This window comes from Devosia marina (assembly GCF_009758415.1).
Lineage (GTDB): Bacteria > Pseudomonadota > Alphaproteobacteria > Rhizobiales > Devosiaceae > Devosia > Devosia marina.
The window spans coordinates 406,226-426,612 of the sequence record NZ_WQRF01000001.1 but is presented as its reverse complement, the minus strand read 5'-3'; the positions used below and the strand labels follow the sequence as shown (position 1 = coordinate 426,612).

Here is a 20,387-nt window from a genome sequence, read left to right as displayed (position 1 = left end):
CGATCTGTGGCAGAGTCGTGGAAGATATAAGGAGACCTGTATGGCTGAGGGAAAAGTAGCGCTGGTGACGGGGGGAACCTCGGGAATCGGTTTGGGGGTAGCGCGTGGCTTGGCCCAGGACGGTTGGCGGGTAGTGATTTGCGGTCGGCGGGCGGAACTGGTGAAAGCCCATAGCGCAGAGAACGGTTTTGACGGCCATGTCTGCGACGTCACTCAGCCGCAGTCTGTTGAAGAGCTGTTCGCGGGCATTGCTGCGCGTCGGGGACGGCTCGATCTGGTGTTCAACAATGCGGGGCGGTTTGCGCCGGCTGCCAATTTCGGCGATCTGGAGGTAGCCACCTGGCGCGAGATGATCGATACCAATCTCAATGGCGCATTCTATATTGCGCAGGGTGCGTTCCGGATGATGCGCGATCAGAGCCCACAGGGCGGACGCATTATCAACAATGGATCGATCTCGGCCTATGTGCCTCGACCGCATGCAGCATCCTACACTACCAGCAAGCACGCCATCACCGGACTGACCAAATCCATCTCGCTCGATGGCCGGCCCTATAATATAGCCTGCGGGCAGATCGATATCGGCAATGCGGCGACGGACATGACGAGCAATATGAGCGCCGGGTCGCTCCAGGCCAATGGCACGATGGCGCCGGAGCCGACATTTGATGTGGCCCATGTGATCGACGCGGTGCGCTATATGGCGGACCTGCCGCTTTCGGCCAATGTGCAGTTCATGACCGTGATGGCGACCACCATGCCCTATATCGGGCGAGGCTAGAATCGGCCGCCACGCGCTGATGCTGTTCTGCAAATGCCAATCTCCTCCGCTTCCGGTGCTCACGTGCTGGAGTACGCTGCGCGCCGGGTCTCGGAGATCGCCATTTTCGCCTCAGCCTGAGCGCGTGGCGTTGGTTCTAGTTCAAACTCCAGACCTTTTCGCCCCCGATCCAGGTCGATCGCACATGTCGGTCAGTAGAAAGATGCACGAAGCTGGCTTCGGCCGATGGGCGCAGATGGCCCAGGCGGTCGTCGGCGCCGATGGCGCGGGCAGGATAGAGCGCCGCCATGCGGAATGCTTCTTCCGGAACCAGGCCGACCCGGTCGATCATGAAATTGACCGCGTCGATCATGTCCAGGTCGGCGCCGGCCAGCGTACCGTCGGCGAGGCGCAGCGCGCCATCGGCACGGGTAATGGTGCGGCCGTTGAGTTCAATGGTCTTGAGGTCGGTTCCGGTCTGCGACATGGAATCGGTGACCAGGAAGATGTGACCCGGTCCCTGCTTGGCGCGCAGTGCCGCACCCATCGAGGCGGCATGCACGTGAATGCCGTCGGCAATCAGGCCGGCATGCACTGCCTTGCTGTCCAGAACCGCGCCAACAACGCCGGGCTCGCGATTGCCGAGTTGGCTCATGGCATTGAACAGATGGGTGGCCATGCTTGCCCCGGCCTCGAAGGCCGCCATGGTCTGATCGTAGCCAGCGTCGGAATGACCAATGCTGACAACGGCACCTGACGCCGCGAGCCGGGCGATCTGCGCCGGGGGCACAGTTTCGGCGGCTACGGTGCAGAGCAGGTTTGGCAGAGCCTCGGCGGCCGCGCAGAGACGCTCAAGGTCCGTCTCATCCATCGGGCGGATCAGGGATGGATCATGCGTTCCCTTGCGCGCAAGTGCCAGATGCGGCCCTTCCAGATGCAAACCGATGAAGCCGGGCACGCGGTGGTCCGCCGCTGCTACACCGGCGGCGATGGCCTGGATGTTTATCTCGGCCGTATCGGTAATCAGTGTGGGCAGCAGGGCGGTGGTGCCGAACTGTGCGTGGGCGTTGCAGATGGTACGGATGGAATCGAGTGTCGGGGCATTGTTGAACAGCACCCCGCCCCCGCCATTGACCTGCAGGTCGACAAAGCCGGGCACAATCATGCCGCCATCGAGCACCACGCGCTCGGCATGATCGGGGATATCGGCCTTGGCGACGATGCCGGTGACATAGCCGAATTCGATCAGCAGCGCCGCGTCGTCGAACCAGTTCTCGCCGTCAAAAATGCGGGCGCCCGAGATTGCAGACAGATCACTCATACCGTCTCTGTCACCTTCTTGAGCGCCGGCGGCACGTCGGGATTGAGGCCGCGATGGCGCGACAGCGCTTCGACGAAGCCATAGAAGGAGACAATCAGCGCCAGCGGGTCGGTGATGGAATGGCCAGTGGCGGCGAATGGGAGCGGCTTGGCGGCCCCCGGCAGGTCGCTGGTCAGAAATGCCTTGGCGCCCTGCCCGGCCAGCTTGTGCGCCATTTCGGCGACCGATGTTTCGGCGGCATCGCGCGCGGCCAGACCGAGCACCGGATAGCCCGGCGTCACAATGGCCACGGGGCCATGCATGACTTCGGCAGCACTGTAGGATTCGGCCTGAATGTTGCAGGTTTCCTTGAATTTGAGGGCCGCCTCATTGGCGATGGCGAAGCCGGGGCCGCGTCCAAGAACATAAAGAGCGCTGTGGCCATCCAGCGCGCCCACCATTTCCGACCAGTCGCAGGCCACGGCACGCGACAGGCTTTCAGGCAAGGCGGCCACGGCACGGGCGAGATCGGCATCCCCGCTCCAGCGCGCCAGCAAGGCGAGACCGGCGACCACCGAGGTCACGAAGGTCTTAGTGGCGGCGACGCTTTTTTCGAGGCCAGCATGCAGGTCGATGGTGAAGTCGCTGGCTTCGGCTAGGGGCGAACCGGCCGTGTTGGTGATGGCGATGGTGGTGGCGCCATTGCGCTTAGCCGACTGGGCCATGCCGACAATGTCCGGGCTCTTGCCCGACTGGGAGATGGCGATGGCCGCGGCCCGGTCGAGGCGCAAATCCTTGCCATAGATCGAGGCGACCGAGGGTCCGACTGAAGCGACGGGGAGGCCCAACGTCAATTCAAAGGCATATTTGAGGTAGGTGGCAGCATGGTCCGAGGAGCCGCGTGCCACGGTCACCAGCAAGGCCGGATCAAGGTCACGCAGGCGCGTAGCAGCAGCGTCCAAGGTTAGGGCAGAGGCATCGAGGAAACCGGCCACCACCTGCGGGATCTGATCGATTTCCTGTCGCATAAAGGTCTGAGTGGTCACGATCCGAGTGCTCCATTGCTGGTGTCTCCAAGCCGGAGCTCGGCGACGAAATCATAGGTGTCGCCCCGGTAGATGGAGCGGGTGAATTCGACGACGCGGCCAGTGCCGAGATAGGAAATGCGCTCGATATGCAGGCCAGCCGAGCCGACCGGCACCTGCAGCAAATGGGCATCCTCTTCCGCGATATTGGAAGCGCGAATGCGCTGAATGGCGCGAACCGGCCGCATATTGGTCTTTTCAAGGTGCTTGTAGAGCGAATCCGCAATGCTCATCGGATCGGGCAATACAGCCATGGAGAGACTGGCGCGCTCGATGGCCAGGGGGGTCTCCCCGGTCAGCCGAAGACGCGCAATGCGCGCCACGCGATCGCCCGCACCGAGGCCCAGAATTATGGTTTCCTCCGGAGAGGGCACATAAAGTCCGCGCTCGAGCCATTCGGCCCGCACCGCCATGCCGCGCCGCGCCATATCCTCGGTGAAGGACGTAAGCTGGGAGAGGGATTGTTCGACGCGCTGGGTTTCGGGCGCAACGAAAGTGCCCGAGCCGTGACGCTGAACCAGAACCCCTTCATGCACCAGTTGCTGCACCGCCTTGCGCACGGTAACCCGGGACACGTCGGCGCGCTGCGCCAGGTCCCGTTCGGACGGCAAGGCATCACCGGGGTTGATATGTCCGCGCTTTATGGCATCTTCTATCCAGCGTTTGAGCTGCAGATAGAGCGGCCCGCCGATCGGCAGAACGACCGGACCTTCGCCAAACATCGTGCCGGACTGTTCAGTCAAGCGACCTCCTTGGCCGGCCATTCAGCAAGACCGGCAAGACTGATGCGCCAGGATGGCGCTGCACATATAATACCAATAAAATACCATTTACCAAGCCCATTTGGCAAACTTACGCCAACATGCCCATCCCGCTGTGGATATTGTGCTTTTGAGCCCGGCGCTTTATCCCTTGGCGTAGTGATCGTGATAAGTGGTATTTTTTTGGCATTAGAGCCAGACAGGAGCAGCGGATGACAGACAGGCGAACCGAAGCCCGGCACGCAAAGGCCATTGGTCTGGAGCTGCAGAGTGACACGGAAATCCTGTCCTTGCTGGCGAAGGGCCAGGCGGAAGCGGCCCAGTGTGTCGAAGCCGCTGTTCCCGAAATTGCGCGCGGCGCCAATTTGGCGGCGCGTGCGCTGGGCAATGGCGGACGACTGGTTTATGCCGCCGCCGGCAGTTCGGGCCTGATGGCCCTTGCCGATGCGCTGGAATTGCCGGGCACCTACGGCATATCGCTTGATCGGATCGTGGTGTTGCTAGCCGGTGGCATGGACGCCTTGCGCGACATGCGCGGCGGCCCTGAAGACGATGCCCCGGCCGCCAGAGAGGCCGCCGAGGCCCTGGCACTAAATGCAAATGATTGCCTGATTGCCGTGACAGCAAGCGGACAGACCCCCTACCCGCTTGCCGCAATTGAAGTCGCCCGCGCGGCTGGCGCCAGCACGATCGGCATTGCCAACAATGCCGGTGCACCCCTGTTCGAACTGGTTGATGCGGCGATCTGTTTGTCCACCCCGGCCGAAGTCATTGCCGGATCCACGCGCATGGGCGCAGGCACTGCGCAGAAGATCGCGCTCAACATGCTCTCGACCTTGATGGCCATTCGGCTCGGCCATGTGCATGACGGCTATATGGTCAATGTGGTGGCGGACAATGAAAAGCTGCGTAAGCGCGCCTGCGGAATCGTCGCGGCGATTGCCGGGGTGGACGAGGCCAAAGCCCAATCAGCGCTGGCGGCCAGTGCCGGCGCGGTCAAGCCGGCCATTCTCATTGCCAGCGGCGCCAGCGGCCCTGCCGAAGCAGAGGCCCTGCTGAGACAGAATCAGGGTCAGTTGCGGCCTATTCTGGCGGATATGGGCTGCCAGTAAGAAGGATGGCTGCCGATGCGGTTGAAAATCCTGGTTCGCCGCGCCAAAAAAAGCCGCAGCAAATGTCGATGTGCCGTTGGCTCTCTCGTCGCCTTTGTGAACCATCATCTCAAAGGTGACATGCAATGACCACTCCAGCCAATGATCCCGACCCCGACAGCAATCGCGATCTGGTGCTGACGCGCCTGATCGATGCCTCCCCAGAAGCGGTTTATCGCTGCTGGACCGAACCGGACCTGATGACACGCTGGTTCGCGCCCAAACCCTGGTCCACACCGCGCGCCAGCGTCGATCTGCGCCCCGGCGGCACCAATCTGGTGGTAATGGCCGACGAGAACGGGACCGAATATCCCAGTCCGGGTCAATATCTCGAAATCATCCCGAACCGTAAGCTGGTATTTACCGATGCCTATATCGGCGACTGGCAACCATCAGAGAAGCCCTTTTTTACCTGCGTGCTGACCTTCGAGGCCGAAGGCGGCAAGACGCGCTACACGGCGACCGCGCGCCATTGGAGCGTCGAGGACCGCGAGGCGCATGAGAAGATGGGGTTCCATGAGGGGTGGGGTTTATGCGCCGCGCAACTCGAAGAAGTAGCGAAGTCCCTCTGAGCGCCGCACAACAAAAAACCCCGGAGGTGGTGGCACCCTCGGGGTCTTTTACCGGTCTTCGATATGTTTCAATCGCGTTCCAGTAGTGGTTAAACGGGGTCGGCACGATCAGGTTCCACAAAGACCGGTACACTAGGCGACCGCCCCGACCCGTGCGTGAAAGGTGACCAATCATGGACCGGACGACTGGAGGATGCCTCTGTGGCGCCGTGCGGTTCGAGGCGACGGGCGCACCCTATCGCGTAGGGCTCTGCCACTGCCTGGATTGCCGTAAGCATCATGGGGCCTTGTTTCATGCCTCCGCCATATTTGCCGAAGCTGCGGTATCCAAGACCGGAGGGACGAGCTCATATCGGGGCCGACATTTCTGCCCCCGCTGCGGTTCTTCGGTGTTTTCCAAGAGCGGCGATGAAATCGAGATCCATCTAGGTGCCCTGGACGCGATCGATCAGTTCCGCCCGACATACGAACTCTGGACGATCCGCCGGGAAGCATGGCTTCCGCCCTTTGACGGCGTACGGACCTATTTGAGAGACCGGGAAGGATCAGGACGAAGCGCAGCCTGAGGTTCAGGGCTGCTCAGGTTCGAGTGGCACTTCACCGGCCAGTTCGGCGACATGGTCGATTACTGCTGCCGCATCGGGGTGGTCGCCACCGAGCATGTCCGCGACGCGTTCGAGCGCCGCGATCAGCATGATCTGTTCCCACTCCTTGAGATCGGAAAACTGCTGGTGAAACTGCGCGTGCACGCCGTCGGGCGCGATCGCCAGCACTTTCTGACCCTTGTCAGTCAGCGACAGCAGCACCTGCCGGCGATCCTTCTCGCCGCGCCGGCGCTGGATCATGCCGGTTGTTTCGAGCTTTTGCAGCAGCGCCGTGGTGGTAGCCTGGGTGATGCCCATGCGGCTCGCCACATGCCCGGCGGTCTTTTCCTGCTCACCATCCAATATCTGCATGAAGATCAGCTGGGACGGTGTCAGCCCGGTTTCGCGCATCAACTGTTTGGAGTTCGACTCGGTCGCGCGCAGAATTTTGCGCATCGCAGTCAGGGCCAATTTGGTCCGATCTTCCAATAGCCTACTCCAGAGTCTTCCTCACCATATTATCGTCAGAATTCAGGGAACCCAAGCGCCTTCACAAGGGTTCACCATTCCTTAGCTATATCTAACCTGTTTTTATACGACTAAGCAAAAATGGCGCATACAGAAAATAATTTGGCACACTGCGTTCCGCGCAACCCCTTGATTTCATACGGTAGATCACGGGTTTCTGACACCAGCATGACGCAGGCGTCAGATTTTGTCGCACCGCCTGGGTTGAAATTTAGTTTTAACAAGCTAACTTTCGCCACCATGATTTACGGCAACTCAGCGCTGTTCGATGCCAGTGCCCTGCACCGGCAAACCGCAAGTGCCCCGCAAGCGAGCATTCGCACCCCCATCAGTACCGATGGTTCAAAGGTGTGGAAGCTCATCGGTGCCACCAGCGCGCTCGATGACAATTCGCTTTATTGCAACCTGTTGCAGACCACCCATTTTGCCGCCACCTGCGCCATTGCGGAGCAGGACGGCAAGGTGGTGGGCTGGCTCTCGGGCTACGTCCCCCCTGAGCATCCCGACACCTATTTCGTCTGGCAGGTCTGCGTCAACGACGCCGCCCGCGGCCAGGGTCTTGGCCGCCGCCTGATCGGCGACGTGCTGGCCCGCCCGGCCTGCCGCGCGGTGACTACGCTGCAATGCACCATCACCCATGACAACGAGGCGAGCTGGGGCCTGTTCACAGCGATCGCCCGCAGGCTCGACGCGCAGATGCGCCAGGTCGAGCTGTTCGAAAAAGACGCCCATTTCGACGGACTGCACGACAGCGAATACGCCGTCAGCATCGGTCCGTTCAGCCCCGAGAAGGTGACGGCGCTTACGAGCGCCTGATCGCACGACTTTCAGACCTAGCCCTTTGACTATCCACGTCCAGGAGACGTTCCCCATGGCCACGACAGCAACCATCACGCCTATCAATACCTTTGAGCGCGTCGAAAGCCGCGTGCGGTCCTATTCGCGCAGCTTCCCCAAGGTGTTCGACCGTGCCCTTGGCTCGACCATCTTCGACACCAATGGCAAGGCCTATACCGATTTTCTCGCCGGCTGCTCGACGCTCAATTATGGGCATAACGACCCGGACCTGAAATCGGCGCTGATCGAGTACATCTCCAACGACGGCATCGCGCATGGCCTGGACATGTTCACTGACGCCAAGGAGCACTTTCTATCGACCTTCGAGCGGCTGGTGTTGCGCCCGCGCGGTATGACCCATCAGCTTCAGTTTACCGGTCCGACCGGCGCCAATGCGGTGGAAGCGGCAATGAAGCTGGCTCGCAAGGTCACCGGCCGCACCAATGCCATCGCCTTCACCAATGGCTTTCATGGCGTGACCCTGGGCGCGCTGGCCGCAACTGGCAATGGCAAGCATCGCGGTGGCGCAGCGACGCCGCTCTCCGGCGTTACCCGGGCCGCCTATGACGGCTATCATGGTCCCGACATCAACACGGCCGACCTGCTCGAGCGCGAATTGAGCGATCCGTCCAGCGGCATCGACGCGCCGGCGGCGATCATCGTCGAGACCGTTCAAGGTGAAGGCGGGCTCAATGCCGCCTCCCCCGAATGGCTGCGCCAGATCCAGACGATTGCCCGCAAGCACGGTGCCCTGTTCATCATCGACGACATTCAGGCCGGTTGCGGCCGCACGGGCGGGTTCTTCTCGTTTGACGGCATGGGCCTTTCGCCCGACATCATCACCATGGCCAAGTCGCTTTCGGGCATGGGCCTGCCGCTGGCCATGACGCTGATCAAGCCGGAGCACGACATCTGGAAGCCGGCCGAACACAACGGCACCTTCCGGGGCAACAACCATGCCTTCGTGACGGCCGCTGCGGCGCTTGAGAAGTTCTGGTCTGACGACAGGTTCATCTCGGAAGTGAAGGAAAAGGCCCGTTATCTTGGCGAGCGCCTGGCCGCCATTGCCGACGAGCATGGCCTGACAACGAAGGGCCGCGGCATGATGGTCGGTATCGACACCGGTTCGGGCGAAAACGCCGCTGCGATCTGCAAGGCCTGCTTTGCCAAGGGCCTGATCATCGAAACCTCGGGCAGCTTTGACGAAGTGGTCAAGGTGCTCTGCCCGCTCACCATTTCCCTCGACCAGCTTACCGCCGGCATCGACGTCATGGAGACCGCCTTCGACGCGGTCCTGGGGTCTCACCGCGCGGCGGCCGAATAAGGACAAGCCAGCGATGATTGTACGCGATCTTGAATCCGCCCGCCTGGGCGACCGCCTCGTCAACTCCAATGGCTGGGACAGCACGCGCCTGCTGCTGGCCGGCGACGAGATGGGCTTTTCGTTCCACATCACCCGCATTCACGAAGGCACCAGCCACGTGTTCCACTACAAGCACCATTTCGAGAGCGTCTATTGCATCTCGGGTGAAGGCTCGATCGAGGAACTCGATACCGGCGTGGTGCACCAGATCCGCCCCGGAGTGATGTATGCGCTCAACCTCAACGACAAGCATCGCCTGACCGCCAAGAGCGAGATGGTGATGGCGTGCTGCTTCAACCCACCGGTCACCGGCAATGAAGTGCACCGCGAGGACGGCTCCTACGCCCCGGCTCCAGAAGACGCCTGAACGTCTTCCCCGAAAACTCCAACTGAAAGGCGAGAACCATGACCCAGTCAGCTTTCGACACCGCCAATCATGATGACTATCCCACGCGCCTGCCGGCCGAAAAGTGGCAGGAGCGCAAAGACCCCGTCGTCTGGGGCAACTGGACCCCGGAAGCGCCACTGACGCGTGCGCAGACCGAGAGCTTTGAGAAGAACGGCTATCTGGTCCTCAAGGATGTCTTTTCGCCGGCCGAAGTTGCTGCGCTGCAGAAGGAATCCGCCCATATGCGTTCGGGCGAGGCGAAGATCGCCGAAGACAATGTGATCACCGAGCCCGGCTCGAACGAGGTGCGCACCGTCTTCCGGCTGGATGAAGAGAACGCGCTCTTTGCGCGCCTCGCCAGCGACCGCCGCATTGCCGGCGCCGTCAGCTTCCTGCTCGATGACGAGGTCTATCTCCACCAGTCGCGCCTGAACTACAAGCCGGGCTTTACGGGCAAGGAGTTCTACTGGCACTCCGATTTCGAGACCTGGCACGCCGAGGACGGCATGCCGCGCATGCGCGCCATTTCGGCCTCGATCCTGCTCACGGACAATGACGCGCTAAACGGTCCGTTGATGCTGATGCCGGGCACGCACAAGAACTTCATAGCCTGTGCCGGCGAGACCCCCGAGGACAACCACAAGACCTCGCTCAAGAAGCAGGAAATCGGTGTGCCCTCGCATGACGCGCTGACGAAGATGGCCAAGGAACACGGCATTGACTATGCCTCGGGCAAGGCCGGGACCGTGGTGCTGTTCGACTGCAACACCATGCATGGCTCGAACGGCAATATCACGCCCTTCCCGCGCTCAAATGCCTTCTTCGTCTATAACGCCTGGTCCAACCGGGTGGTGCAGCCCTTCGCTGCCAAGGCACCCCGCCCTGCCTTCCTAAGCTCGCGTGACCCCAAGGGTCCGATCAGCATCGAGACCGGCAAGATCAGCTAAGGCCGGTATTTCTATCGCCAACGACCAATCAAATGGCTCCGCTCCCGAAAAGGGAGCGGCTGGAGACTACATGACCACCGAAAGCCCGCGCCATACCGTTGAGAAGATCGGCGGCACCTCGATGTCCCGCACCGAGGAATTGCTCGACACCGTGCTGATTGGTAACCGCAAGGGTGCTGATCTCTACCAGCGCATCTTTGTGGTCTCGGCCTATGCCGGGATGACCGACGAGCTGCTTGAACACAAGAAGTCGGGAAAGCCCGGCGTCTATGCGCTGTTTTCCAGCGCCGAGAGCGGCTGGGGCTGGGGCGATGCCCTCAGCGCCGTGGCCGACAAGATGTTTGCCCATAATGAGCGCATCTTCGCCGACGAAGGCGCCCGCCAATCGGCCAACCGCTTTGCCCGGGAGCGGGTGGAAGGCGTGCGATCCTGCCTGATCGATCTGCAGCGGCTGTGCTCGTTCGGGCATTTTCAGCTGCAGCAGCATCTGCTCACCGTACGCGAAATGCTGGCCTCGCTGGGCGAAGCCCATTCCGCGTTCAACACCGCGCTGCTGCTCAACCTCAACGGCGTCCGCGCCCGGATGATCGACCTCACCGGCTGGCGCGACGAGGGCCAGTACACGCTCGATGAAGCCATCGAGCGGGCGCTGGCCGATGTGGATCTCGCCACCGAGCTGCCGATCGTCACAGGCTATGCCCAATGCAGCGAAGCGCTGATGGGCACCTATGACCGGGGCTATTCGGAGGTGACCTTGTCGCGACTGACGGTCGTGACCAAGGCGCGCGAGGCGATCATTCATAAGGAATTCCACCTTTCGAGCGCCGACCCGCGGCTGGTGTCTCAGGATGCAGTGCGCGTGATTGGTGAAACCAATTACGACGTGGCCGACCAGCTCTCCAATATGGGTATGGAAGCAATTCATCCTCGCGCGGCCAAGGGACTGCGGCGCGCCGGCATACCGCTGCGTGTGAAAAATGCTTTCGAGCCGGAACATCCCGGTACGGTGATCCGTTCTGACCTTGATGCGCAGTCACCCCAGGTCGAGATCGTGACCGGATTGAAAAATGTCTATGCCTTCGAGTTTTACGACCAGGACATGGTCGGAGTGAAGGGCTATGACGCCGAAATCCTCGAGGCGCTGAAGCGGCACAAGGTCTGGATTATCGCCAAGACCTCCAACGCCAACACCATCACCCATTATCTCAAGGGTTCGATGAAGGCGATCAAGCGGGTCGAGACCGATCTGTCCAACGCCTTCCCGACAGCCGATATCTCCTTGCGCAAGATCGCGCTGGTCTCGGCCATCGGCCGCGACCTGGGATCGCCGAAGGTGCTGACCCAGGCCATTCGCGCCCTGTCAGATGCCGGGATCGAGCCGCTGGGCGTGCACGACCTGCTACGCAAGGTCGACCTGCAGGTCATCGTCGAGCCCGACCAGTTTGAAGCCACAATCGCGGCCCTGCACAAGGGCCTGATCGAAGACTGGGCCGCCGCCCCGCAACACAAATTGCACGCGGCAGCCTGATCCATGCCGGCTGCAGGGATGGGCAGCAGCCGGTTTCAACCGCCCGAAGAAGAAGAAATGAGGAGAACACACATGACCAAATTCGGAAAAACCGCAGTCATGGCGCTGTCCGCCATCGCCGCTTCGGCACTTGCCTCCACCGCAGTCAGCGCCGCATCGCTGGCGGAAATCCAGGAATCGGGTTCGATCCGCATCGCGGTCGCCAATGAGATTCCCTATGGCTATATCGATCCCGTCTCTGGCGAAGCCATGGGTGCCGGACCAGACGTGGCCAAGCACATTGCCGAGGAACTCGGCGTAACCGATATCGAGTGGATCACCACCGACTTTTCCTCGCTCATTCCCGGCCTGCAGGCCGACCGGTTCGACATGGTTGCCGCCGAAATGGCCATCATCCCGACCCGTTGCGCCACGGTCATCTATTCGGAGCCCAACACGTCCTACGGTGAAGGTCTCCTGGTGCCCGCCGGCAATCCCAAAGAGCTGAGCGGCTATGCTGACTTTGCCGACAATTCCGATCTGAAGGTCGCCATCATGGCCGGCGCGAACCAGCTCGACATGATGCAAGCTCTCGGCGTTTCGGAAGGTCAGCTCGTAACCATCTCGTCCAACGCCGACGCGATCTCTACGGTCTCGACCGGTCGCGCCGACGCCTATGCCGCGACCGGCCTGACCGCTAGCGAACTGGCTGGCCAGAGCGACTCCGTGGAAGTTGCCGAAGGCTTCAGCGATCCCGTGATCAATGGGACCGAACAGCGCTCCTGGGGCGGGTTCGTGTTTGCCCAGGGCAATGAAGAGCTGCGCGACGCGGTCAACGAAGTACTGGCCGAATACAAGCAGACCGACGACTGGCTCGAGACCGTGTCCGGTTATGGCTTTACCGACGCCGACACCTCGCGCTCTTTCGACATGAGCACTGCAGAGCTTTGCGCTGAATAAGCTCCGCTCATTGATCTGATCTGCCGGCGGGCGCCGCTCAATTGGCGCCCGCCGGCAAATTGGTTAAGCTTCACCGCCAAAAAGCTAGGTTGAGAACACCTTCATGGATTGGACCCAATATCTCAACCCCCTGATGCTAGGGGCTTGGGTGACCATCGAGCTGACGATCTATTCAACGGTGTTCGGAGCGATCCTTGCGTTCGCCGCAGGCATCGGCAAGCTCGCCCACAACCCGCTCATCAAGGCGATTTCGATAGGCTATATCGAGATATTCCGTGGCACCTCGCTTCTGGTGCAGCTGTTCTGGTTGTACTTCGCACTGCCGGTCGCTGGTCAGGCCATTGGCATCGACCTGCGCCTGCCCCCTGTGGCCGCCGGGGTCCTGGCACTGTCGCTCAATATCGGTGCCTATGGTGCCGAAGTGGTGCGTGGGGCCATCCAGTCCGTCTCCAAGGAGCAGTACGAGGCTGCCAGGGCGCTCAACTTCACGCCACGACAGGCACTATGGCGGGTGGCGCTGCCCCAGGCCATCCCCGAAATGATGCCGCCTTTCGGCAATCTGGCCATTCAGAATCTCAAGGATACCGCACTGGTTTCGCTCATTTCCTTGTCCGACCTGGCCTTTCGCGCCGAGCAATTGCGCAATTTCACCCAGGACTCGACGACGATCTACACACTGGCGCTGCTGATGTATTTCGGGCTGGCGCTGGTCTTGACCGCCATGATGAAACTGCTCGAGCGGTTTGTCGGCCGCTGGCGCGCCGGAGCGAGGTAGAACAATGCTTTTTGGAATTGCATGGGATACCTCCTCGGGCTGGGCGTTTGCCGTTTCGATATTGCCCATCCTGCTGATCGGCATGTGGGTGACCATCCAGGCCACCGTGCTGGGCTTCTTCATCGCGCTTGTCGTAGGGCTCGTGTGGGCAGCGCTCAAAGCCGCACCGCTCAAGATCATTTCCTGGCCCGCCGCCGTGGTCACCGAGTTTCTGCGTGACACGCCGCTTTTGATCCAGTTGTTCTTTCTTTATTACGTGCTGCCCGAATTCGGCATAACGCTGCCCGCCTTCATGACCGGGGCGCTGGCCCTTGGCCTGCAATATTCCGCCTATACCTCGGAGGTCTATCGCGCCGGTATCGAGGCTGTGGCCAAGGGCCAGCACGAGGCGGCGCGCGCCCTCAACCTTTCAGGCGGCCGCACCTTCAGCCACATCATCCTGCCCCAAGCGATCCCGCGCATTGTCCCGGCCATGGGCAACTATCTGGTGTCGATCATGAAGGACGTGCCGCTACTCTCGGTGGTGACAGTCCTCGAAATGCTCAACGTCGCCCGCATCATCGGCGATCGGACATTCAACTATCTGGTACCACTCTCGCTGGTCGGCGCGCTCTACCTTATCATGACACTGGTGGCCTCGGCCGGCGTTCGCCTGCTCGACAACTGGCTGCCCAAGCAGGGGATTCCCTTGAAATGAGTGACGAACCGATCATCAAATTCGACAAGGTCGTAAAGCGCTTCGGCGACCTGACCGTGCTCAACGAGCTCGATTTCGAGGTCAAGAAGGGCGAAAAGGTCTCGATCATCGGGCCGTCCGGATCGGGCAAATCGACCGTGCTGCGCATCCTGATGACGCTTGAAGACATCAATGGCGGCGTGGTGACCGTGGGCGGCGAGCCACTCTGGCACGAAAAGGGCCCCGACGGGTCCCTCGCCCCGGCCAGCGAAACGCATCTGCGCAAGATGCGGACGCAGCTCGGCATGGTGTTCCAGCAGTTCAACCTGTTCCCGCACATGACGGTGCTGCGCAATATCACCGAAGCGCCGGTCCAGGTGCTGGGCCTGTCCAAGCAGGAGGCAAAGCAGCGCGGCGAGGAACTGCTTGAACTGGTTGGCCTCGCCGACCAGGCGCAGAAATACCCGCACCAGCTCTCCGGTGGCCAGCAGCAGCGCGTCGGCATCGCCCGGGCGTTGGCAATGCGTCCCAATATCCTATTGTTCGACGAGCCGACCTCCGCGCTCGACCCGGAACTGGTGGGCGAAGTGCTCAACGTGATCGGCAAGCTGGCCGAGGAACACGACCTCACCATGCTGCTGGTGACCCACGAAATGCGCTTTGCCCGCGAAGTTTCGGACCGCGTCTGTTTCTTCGACCAGGGCCGCATCCGCGAGGAAGGTGCCCCCGAAGACCTGTTCACCGACCCCAATGAAGAGCGCACCCGCGAGTTCCTGCAGGCCGTGCTGGATAATTAAGGGCGCGAGTTGCCGCACATCCCCGCGATTCGAAAGGCCGCTCAGCCCTGAGCGGCTTTTTTTATGTCCGGCGGAGAGGTGCGACCGCGCGGAAGCAGACAGGTGATGAATTCGGGAGTTTGGCGACGAGGAAAATGGCGGAGAGGAAGGGATTCGAACCCTCGAGACAGTTGCCCATCTGCACCCTTAGCAGGGGTGTGCCTTCGACCACTCGGCCACCTCTCCGGCGGGGTCGGGTCTAGCGGTCCCACCCCTGGATGGCAAGTGGTTTTTGTGCGGGGCGCCACAAGGACTTGCTGCCTGTGGACGGACGGGGAACTCCAGCGCCGCAATTTGGTTGGTATGCGCGCGCATTCATGGCTTAAATCGGCGGTGTGGCGGCGGCAGGTTCCGGATCGATTGGACGACCGGACAAAGGCAAGAGGCGGAGAGCAGATGGCAAGTTGGCACAGATCCGGGCATTTCCTGGCGCTTCTGGTTGTGATGGTGTCGAGCCTGTTTGCCGGGACTATGAGCGCACTGGCGCAAGCGCCGGCGCCAATCGAGGGTGTCTGGCGCACGGCGCTCAAATCCGAAATCACCATCATGGCCTGCCCGGAAGGTTTTTGCGGGCACCTGTCGCGCATTGTGGTCCCCGAGGGCCTGTTGAGCGGGGCAGAGGCCGAAGCCGCCGCGGCGATGGCGCCCGAGGACTTCTTCGATTATCGCAATGAAGATCCCGCCTTGCGGGATCGGCCCATGCTGGGGCTGCAGATCCTCACGCTGTGGCAGGGCCAGCAGCCCTATATCTATGACGGGGAAATCTACAATCCCGAGGACGGCAAGACCTATACGGGCTATCTCGAGATGACCGGGCCGGACGTGGTGCGGCTCAATGGTTGCGTACTGTTCAACGTGGTCTGCCGGGGCGAAGACTGGACGCGGGTCCCAGCAGAAGAGCTGGAAGCGCGCGCCGCAGCGGAAGCAGGGACCGAGGCGGCAGAAGCCGCCGCCCCGGCGCAGTAGGTGCGCTACTCGTGCATTAATCGCATCTGTGGCTGGCCATTGCCGCGCAGGGCCGGCGAGATGCCGCGCAGATCCACGGTCGAGACCACACGCTGCCGATAGGCGGCGAACATGAAGTCCGGCGTGACATTGACCGGCTCATCGAACTGAATGGTAACCGTAAAGGCTTGCATAGTGTGGGCAAGCTGCACGCCGATCAGCAGGCCCTTGAAGGGCTGTTCGAGATAGAAGCCCTTGACGCGCATCCCGACCTGGAAGGGCACGGCGACACGCTCGGGCAGCGCCGCGCGGGCGGTATTCCAGTCGCGATAGCCATGGGCGCGCGCTGTCTCTTCGAGGGCGGCGCTATGGGTTATGGGGTGGCCGGATTGGGCACGGGCTTCGCGCAGGGCCTTGGCCTCGGATTTGAGGGTTTGGGCGGACGGGGTGTCGAGGGAAAACGACATGTTTCGGGCTCTCCGGATGGGAGGCGACAATTCACATGGGAGCCCGCATTGCCATGATGCGCCTTGGGAGAAACAACCGAAGGGATCATCGTCATTGAGCCGGACTTCACCATGGATCTTGCGATCCGCGAGCGGCAGGCGCCAGCAACCGGTGGAGTGAATGCGCCCTGGACGGCGCCAAGTCAAGCGCGGGCCGATCACCTGCGGTGATGGGGCGATCAGACAATTGCGTTGGGCGCCGGCGGGATTGGGCGCTAGGAAGGTCCGTCGCACAATTGGGGGAATGATGACCGAGCTCTTGCTGTTTGTTGCGGGCCTTTTGGGTGGAGCGCTGAATTCGCTCGCCGGTGGCGGCTCGTTCATCGTCTTTCCGGCGCTGCTGTTTTCCGGCGTGCCACCCGTGCTGGCCAATGCCTCCAATACCTATGCGGCCCTGCCGGGCTATGTCAGCGGCGCAATCGGCTATTGGAGCTCCATGGCGGGTTACAAGGACCGGCTGGTGCTCTATGGCATCATCTCGGCGCTGTTCGGCTATGTTGGTGCCGAACTGCTCCTGGTGGTGTCGGATGAACAGTTTTCGCTGGTCGTACCCTGGCTGATGGCGTTTGCCGTGACGCTGTTCGTGTTCGGCAACCAGATCAATACGACGCTGAGGGCCCGTAGCGGCGAGCGGCGCGGCATGAAGGCGCTCGGAGCCGTGCTGATCCTATCGCTGCTCGCCGCAGTCTGTGTCTATGGCGGGTTCTTCAATGCGGGCCTGGGTATTCTGCTGCTGGCGTTTCTCGCCATGGCCGGGATGACCGACATCCACGCCATGAACGGGCTGAAGCTCTATATCTCCACCATTGTGGCGCTGGTGGCTGTGGCGCGCTTTGCGTTCAATGCCAGCATCGACTGGTATCACGGCTCGATCGCCCTGGTGGGCGTGACCATCGGCGGCTATGCGGCGGCGCGGCTGGCGCAGTACATTCCGACGCTGTGGATCCGCATGGGCGTGATCGTCTATGGCATCGGGATGACGGGGTATTTTTTCTGGGCGGCGTATTTCGCCTGACAGGGCGGCCTAACTCGCAAGCCGGATCCACACCGCCGCGTCGTGGAACGGCGCACCGCCAAAGGGCGGGGCCGGTTCGGCGCTGGTGAGCATGTTAATGCCCTGCCCACCGCGATGGGCCTTGTTGCGATGCAGGCCTTCGGCGATCAGCACGCCGGTGCGCAGCCCGTCAAACAGGCGCGCGGTCAACTGCACCGAACCGCGATGATTGCCGACCACAACGGGCGCACCATTCGCAATGCCAAGGCGGGCAGCGTCGTCGGGGTGAATGAAGACGCTCGGCTCGCCCTCACGCCTGAGGCTGCCCGGGGTCTGGTTGAAGGAGGAGTTGAGGAAGGCGCGCGCCGGGCTGGTGGCCAGCTTGAACGGGTGCTCGGCGTCGGTGGCCTCGGTGATGGCCCAATGGTCAGCAAAGCGCGGCAGAATCGCGGGGTCGCAGACCCAGCGATAGCCCTTGATATCCGAAACGGCCTGCCAATTGGGCGCGAAGCGGAAACGGCCATCGGGCCAGGCAAAGCCATTGGCGAAGCGAGCGTCATCATCCGGACGGCCGCGATCGATGTAGCCGGTCTTCTCCACCTCTTCGAGCGCCGGGTAGTTGGAGCGCGCAAAAGTATCGGCCACCACATCGCGGTCGCTGGTGCGGAAGATCGGATCATCGCTGCCCAGACGCTGCGCGATGGCATTGATGACCTCGTGATTGGAGCGCGCCTCGCCCGGCGCATCGACCACGGCGGGTCCATAGAGCACGCGGGTGTGGCCGCCACGGGTGTAGTAATCATTGTGCTCGAGGAACATGGTGGCGGGCAGCACGATATCGGCCAGTTCGGCCGTTTCGGTCATGAATTGCTCATGGACCACGAGGAACAGGTCGTCGCGCCGCAATCCTTGCTGCACCAGGGTCTGCTCCGGCGCGACGGTGGCTGGATTGGTGTTCTGCACGATCATGGCATGCACCGGGCCACCGCCCTGCAACGCCCTGGCGTCGCCGATGAGGATCGGGCCAATCTCGGACATATCGAGCAGACGCGGCGTGCCCTTCTGCAGGTGCTTGCCGGTCAGGCGTGACTTGTCGAGCGCCCAGGTGCCGGAATTTGAGTGGAAGGCGCCGCCGCCGCGATGTTGCCAGGCGCCGGTCATGGCCGGAATGCAGAGCGCCGCATGCATGGCGGTTGAGCCGTTGCGCTGGCGGGAAAAGCCGAAGCCGAGGCGGAAGAAGCTGCGCGGCGTCTGGCCAATGAGATGGGCGAAGCCTTCGATTTCCGCGACGGACAGACCGGTGATGTCGGCCGCCCATTCCGGCGTGCGGGTTGCAAGATGGGCTTCGAATTCAGGCGAGAAATCGGTGAACCGGTCCATGTAGTCCCGGTTGGCCAGACCATCGCGCAGCAGTACATGCATGGTGGCAACGGCCAGCGCCCCATCGGTGCCGGGCCTGAGGACCAGCCCCATATCGGCCTGGTCCATGGTGGCATTGCGATAGATGTCGATGACCACCACCTTGGCGCCGCGCGTCTTGCGGGCCTTCATGGCATGGGTCATCACGTTGACCTGGGTATGCACGGCATTGGTGCCCCAGATGACAACGCAATCGGCCTCAGCCATCTGCTCGGGATTGACCCCGCCCAGCAGGCCCGTGCCGGCGATATAGCCGGGCCAGGCGAGACCCGTGCAGATGGTGTCGTATTGATGGGAATAGCCGCGCAATGCGCGCAACCGTTCGATGCCGTCGCGCTGCACATGGCCCATGGTGCCGGCATAGAAATAGGGCCAGATGGCCTCCGGACCATGCTCGGATTCAATCGCAAGGAAGCGCTGAGCGATCTCATCGAGCGCCTCGTCCCAGGAGATGCGTTGCCACTGCCCTGCCCCCTTGGGCCCGACACGGCGCAGGGGATGGGTCAGGCGTTCGGGGTGATGGATGCGCTCGGCATAGCGGGCAACCTTTTCGCAGATCACGCCAGCTGTGTAGGGATCGTCCTTGGCGCCGCGCACACGGCCAATGGTGCCGTCGGCGAGAATATCGACATCGAGCGCGCAGACCGAAGGACAGTCATGCGGGCAGACGGAGCGAATGGTGCGCTGGGCAATGGGGGCGTTCATGGCACAAGGTTAGTCTCCCCCCTGCCCTGCGACAATCGCATTGTGGTGATGGGAGGGATCAGGGGCTGTGATGGCCCGCCCCTGCGGCACGATGTCGTCAGGCCGCGAATGCCTTTGCCGCGGTCTCGGAATTGCGGCGGGCGCGGGTGCTGGCGTGCCTGGCCAATTGGGCCGCCCCGGCGTGGAACTGGGAAAAGGTGATGTGCCCGGAGGTGCCGGTGATGGTGATACCGCGCCAGTTTGGCCGCACCGCACGCACATCGGCCCAGTCGAGCTTGGTCTCGCGGCCCATGGCGTTGCGATGGGTCACCTGGCGATGATCCCAGCGGGTCTTTGTGAAGAGCCCGGCAAAGCCGATCCCGAGCGAGCCAGCCGCCAGGAGCACAACCGCCAGATAGGTGGCGATCAACTGGGTGGGGTCGGCGACATGGCCCATGATGATGACGGCAAAAAGCAGGATGGCCGCCAAGGCCGCGGCGCCATAGCAGGCGAAATATTCGACCATGGAAGGGCGCAGCTCGGCCCAGCCGCCCTCGACCATTACGGCCTCCTCAGGTTGCAACAGCCGCAAGGCAAGGAAGGCAGCATAGCCAAACGCCACCACGCCGGCCGCCCGGGACAGTGGCAGATGGTCAGTCATGGGGATGTGCTTGAGGAAAAGGAGAAGGGTGATCGTAACGAGCGGCAAAGCCACTTCCTGCCAACGCAAAGGCACGCTTGAAGTCTCCATGGTGCGGGGCCGGTGACGCAAGTTCGGCAGATTTCCTTGTCTTGAAGGGTACGCAATC

22 protein-coding genes and 1 tRNA gene are annotated in these 20,387 nt (G+C 62.0%); 15 read left to right on the top strand and 8 right to left on the bottom strand.

The genetic code is table 11. The annotated features are described in order from the left end of the window. Window positions 1-40: 40 nt before the first annotated feature. The gene (locus GO014_RS01955) at window positions 41-781 is read left to right on the top strand and encodes an SDR family oxidoreductase (protein ID WP_157288905.1); all 741 of its coding nucleotides are present in this window, start codon (window positions 41-43) and stop codon (window positions 779-781) included. Between the two features lie 136 nt (window positions 782-917). On the opposite strand, the gene nagA is transcribed toward GO014_RS01955, so the two are convergent. Genes nagA through GO014_RS01940 form a run of 3 tightly spaced genes read right to left on the bottom strand, consistent with a single transcriptional unit; the run spans window position 918 to window position 3,867 of the window. Then, on the bottom strand, window positions 918-2,081 hold the full coding sequence (gene nagA, locus GO014_RS01950) for an N-acetylglucosamine-6-phosphate deacetylase (RefSeq protein ID WP_157288904.1): 1,164 nt from the start codon (window positions 2,079-2,081) through the stop codon (window positions 918-920). Continuing rightward, window positions 2,078-3,088: an SIS domain-containing protein gene (locus GO014_RS01945; RefSeq protein ID WP_116590683.1), complete on the bottom strand. Its 1,011-nt coding sequence runs from the start codon at window positions 3,086-3,088 to the stop codon at window positions 2,078-2,080. Before GO014_RS01945 ends, nagA begins: the two co-directional genes overlap by 4 nt. 14 nt (window positions 3,089-3,102) lie before the next feature. Next, window positions 3,103-3,867, bottom strand: coding sequence for a GntR family transcriptional regulator (locus GO014_RS01940; protein ID WP_116590682.1), 765 nt, complete (start codon window positions 3,865-3,867; stop codon window positions 3,103-3,105). A 251-nt stretch (window positions 3,868-4,118) separates the two neighbouring features. Here GO014_RS01940 and GO014_RS01935 point away from each other — a divergent pair, with 251 nt between their 5' ends. From GO014_RS01935 to GO014_RS01925, 3 genes are all read left to right on the top strand, one after another. Then, window positions 4,119-5,018 carry an N-acetylmuramic acid 6-phosphate etherase gene (locus tag GO014_RS01935; RefSeq protein ID WP_157288903.1) on the top strand — a complete coding sequence of 300 codons (900 nt, stop codon included), beginning with the start codon at window positions 4,119-4,121 and terminating at the stop codon, window positions 5,016-5,018. A gap of 125 nt (window positions 5,019-5,143) precedes the next feature. Beyond that, on the top strand, window positions 5,144-5,629 hold the full coding sequence (locus GO014_RS01930) for an SRPBCC family protein (protein ID WP_157288902.1): 486 nt from the start codon (window positions 5,144-5,146) through the stop codon (window positions 5,627-5,629). A 173-nt stretch (window positions 5,630-5,802) separates the two neighbouring features. Beyond that, window positions 5,803-6,195, top strand: a complete 393-nt coding sequence (locus GO014_RS01925) for a GFA family protein (protein WP_157288901.1) — start codon at window positions 5,803-5,805, stop codon at window positions 6,193-6,195. 3 nt (window positions 6,196-6,198) lie between these two features. Here the strand turns inward: GO014_RS01925 and GO014_RS01920 are convergent, their stop codons facing one another. After that, entirely contained in the window at window positions 6,199-6,702 is a 504-nt protein-coding gene (locus GO014_RS01920; RefSeq protein ID WP_116590678.1) for a MarR family winged helix-turn-helix transcriptional regulator, read from the bottom strand. 120 nt (window positions 6,703-6,822) lie between these two features. Here GO014_RS01920 and ectA point away from each other — a divergent pair, with 120 nt between their 5' ends. From ectA to ehuA, 9 genes are all read left to right on the top strand, one after another. Next, complete coding sequence (gene ectA, locus GO014_RS01915; protein ID WP_246204349.1) at window positions 6,823-7,557, top strand: diaminobutyrate acetyltransferase; 735 nt, start codon at window positions 6,823-6,825, stop codon at window positions 7,555-7,557. Window positions 7,558-7,612: 55 nt separating this feature from the next. Then, window positions 7,613-8,902, top strand: a complete 1,290-nt coding sequence (ectB, locus tag GO014_RS01910) for a diaminobutyrate--2-oxoglutarate transaminase (RefSeq protein ID WP_157288900.1) — start codon at window positions 7,613-7,615, stop codon at window positions 8,900-8,902. A gap of 13 nt (window positions 8,903-8,915) precedes the next feature. Continuing rightward, the gene (locus tag GO014_RS01905; RefSeq protein ID WP_104894646.1) at window positions 8,916-9,308 is read left to right on the top strand and encodes an ectoine synthase; all 393 of its coding nucleotides are present in this window, start codon (window positions 8,916-8,918) and stop codon (window positions 9,306-9,308) included. A gap of 38 nt (window positions 9,309-9,346) precedes the next feature. Continuing rightward, window positions 9,347-10,276: an ectoine hydroxylase gene (gene thpD / locus GO014_RS01900; RefSeq protein WP_116590674.1), complete on the top strand. Its 930-nt coding sequence runs from the start codon at window positions 9,347-9,349 to the stop codon at window positions 10,274-10,276. A gap of 70 nt (window positions 10,277-10,346) precedes the next feature. After that, entirely contained in the window at window positions 10,347-11,804 is a 1,458-nt protein-coding gene (locus tag GO014_RS01895) for an aspartate kinase (RefSeq protein ID WP_116590673.1), read from the top strand. Window positions 11,805-11,876: 72 nt separating this feature from the next. Continuing rightward, the gene (gene ehuB, locus GO014_RS01890; protein ID WP_116590672.1) at window positions 11,877-12,743 is read left to right on the top strand and encodes an ectoine/hydroxyectoine ABC transporter substrate-binding protein EhuB; all 867 of its coding nucleotides are present in this window, start codon (window positions 11,877-11,879) and stop codon (window positions 12,741-12,743) included. A 103-nt stretch (window positions 12,744-12,846) separates the two neighbouring features. Then, complete coding sequence (ehuC, locus tag GO014_RS01885; protein WP_116590671.1) at window positions 12,847-13,518, top strand: ectoine/hydroxyectoine ABC transporter permease subunit EhuC; 672 nt, start codon at window positions 12,847-12,849, stop codon at window positions 13,516-13,518. A 4-nt stretch (window positions 13,519-13,522) separates the two neighbouring features. Continuing rightward, on the top strand, window positions 13,523-14,215 hold the full coding sequence (gene ehuD, locus GO014_RS01880; RefSeq protein WP_116590670.1) for an ectoine/hydroxyectoine ABC transporter permease subunit EhuD: 693 nt from the start codon (window positions 13,523-13,525) through the stop codon (window positions 14,213-14,215). Beyond that, window positions 14,212-14,991 carry an ectoine/hydroxyectoine ABC transporter ATP-binding protein EhuA gene (gene ehuA, locus GO014_RS01875; RefSeq protein WP_157288899.1) on the top strand — a complete coding sequence of 260 codons (780 nt, stop codon included), beginning with the start codon at window positions 14,212-14,214 and terminating at the stop codon, window positions 14,989-14,991. Before ehuD ends, ehuA begins: the two co-directional genes overlap by 4 nt. A gap of 135 nt (window positions 14,992-15,126) precedes the next feature. On the opposite strand, the gene GO014_RS01870 is transcribed toward ehuA, so the two are convergent. After that, window positions 15,127-15,216: transfer RNA gene (locus GO014_RS01870), tRNA-Ser, on the bottom strand. Window positions 15,217-15,426: 210 nt separating this feature from the next. On the opposite strand from GO014_RS01870, the gene GO014_RS01865 reads away from it, so the two are divergent. Further along, window positions 15,427-15,996 (top strand): DUF2147 domain-containing protein, encoded by a 570-nt coding sequence (locus GO014_RS01865; RefSeq protein ID WP_157288898.1) that lies wholly within the window; start codon window positions 15,427-15,429, stop codon window positions 15,994-15,996. Window positions 15,997-16,001: 5 nt separating this feature from the next. Here the strand turns inward: GO014_RS01865 and GO014_RS01860 are convergent, their stop codons facing one another. Beyond that, a complete protein-coding gene (locus GO014_RS01860) occupies window positions 16,002-16,442 on the bottom strand; it encodes a glyoxalase superfamily protein (protein ID WP_157288897.1) in 441 nt (146 codons plus the stop codon). A 286-nt stretch (window positions 16,443-16,728) separates the two neighbouring features. Here GO014_RS01860 and GO014_RS01855 point away from each other — a divergent pair, with 286 nt between their 5' ends. Next, window positions 16,729-17,496: a sulfite exporter TauE/SafE family protein gene (locus tag GO014_RS01855; protein ID WP_157288896.1), complete on the top strand. Its 768-nt coding sequence runs from the start codon at window positions 16,729-16,731 to the stop codon at window positions 17,494-17,496. A gap of 9 nt (window positions 17,497-17,505) precedes the next feature. Here GO014_RS01855 and GO014_RS01850 read toward each other — a convergent pair whose 3' ends face one another. After that, entirely contained in the window at window positions 17,506-19,599 is a 2,094-nt protein-coding gene (locus tag GO014_RS01850) for a molybdopterin-containing oxidoreductase family protein (RefSeq protein WP_157288895.1), read from the bottom strand. 97 nt (window positions 19,600-19,696) lie between these two features. Beyond that, the gene (locus tag GO014_RS01845; RefSeq protein WP_157288894.1) at window positions 19,697-20,239 is read right to left on the bottom strand and encodes a hypothetical protein; all 543 of its coding nucleotides are present in this window, start codon (window positions 20,237-20,239) and stop codon (window positions 19,697-19,699) included. Between the last annotated feature and the right edge of the window lie 148 nt (window positions 20,240-20,387).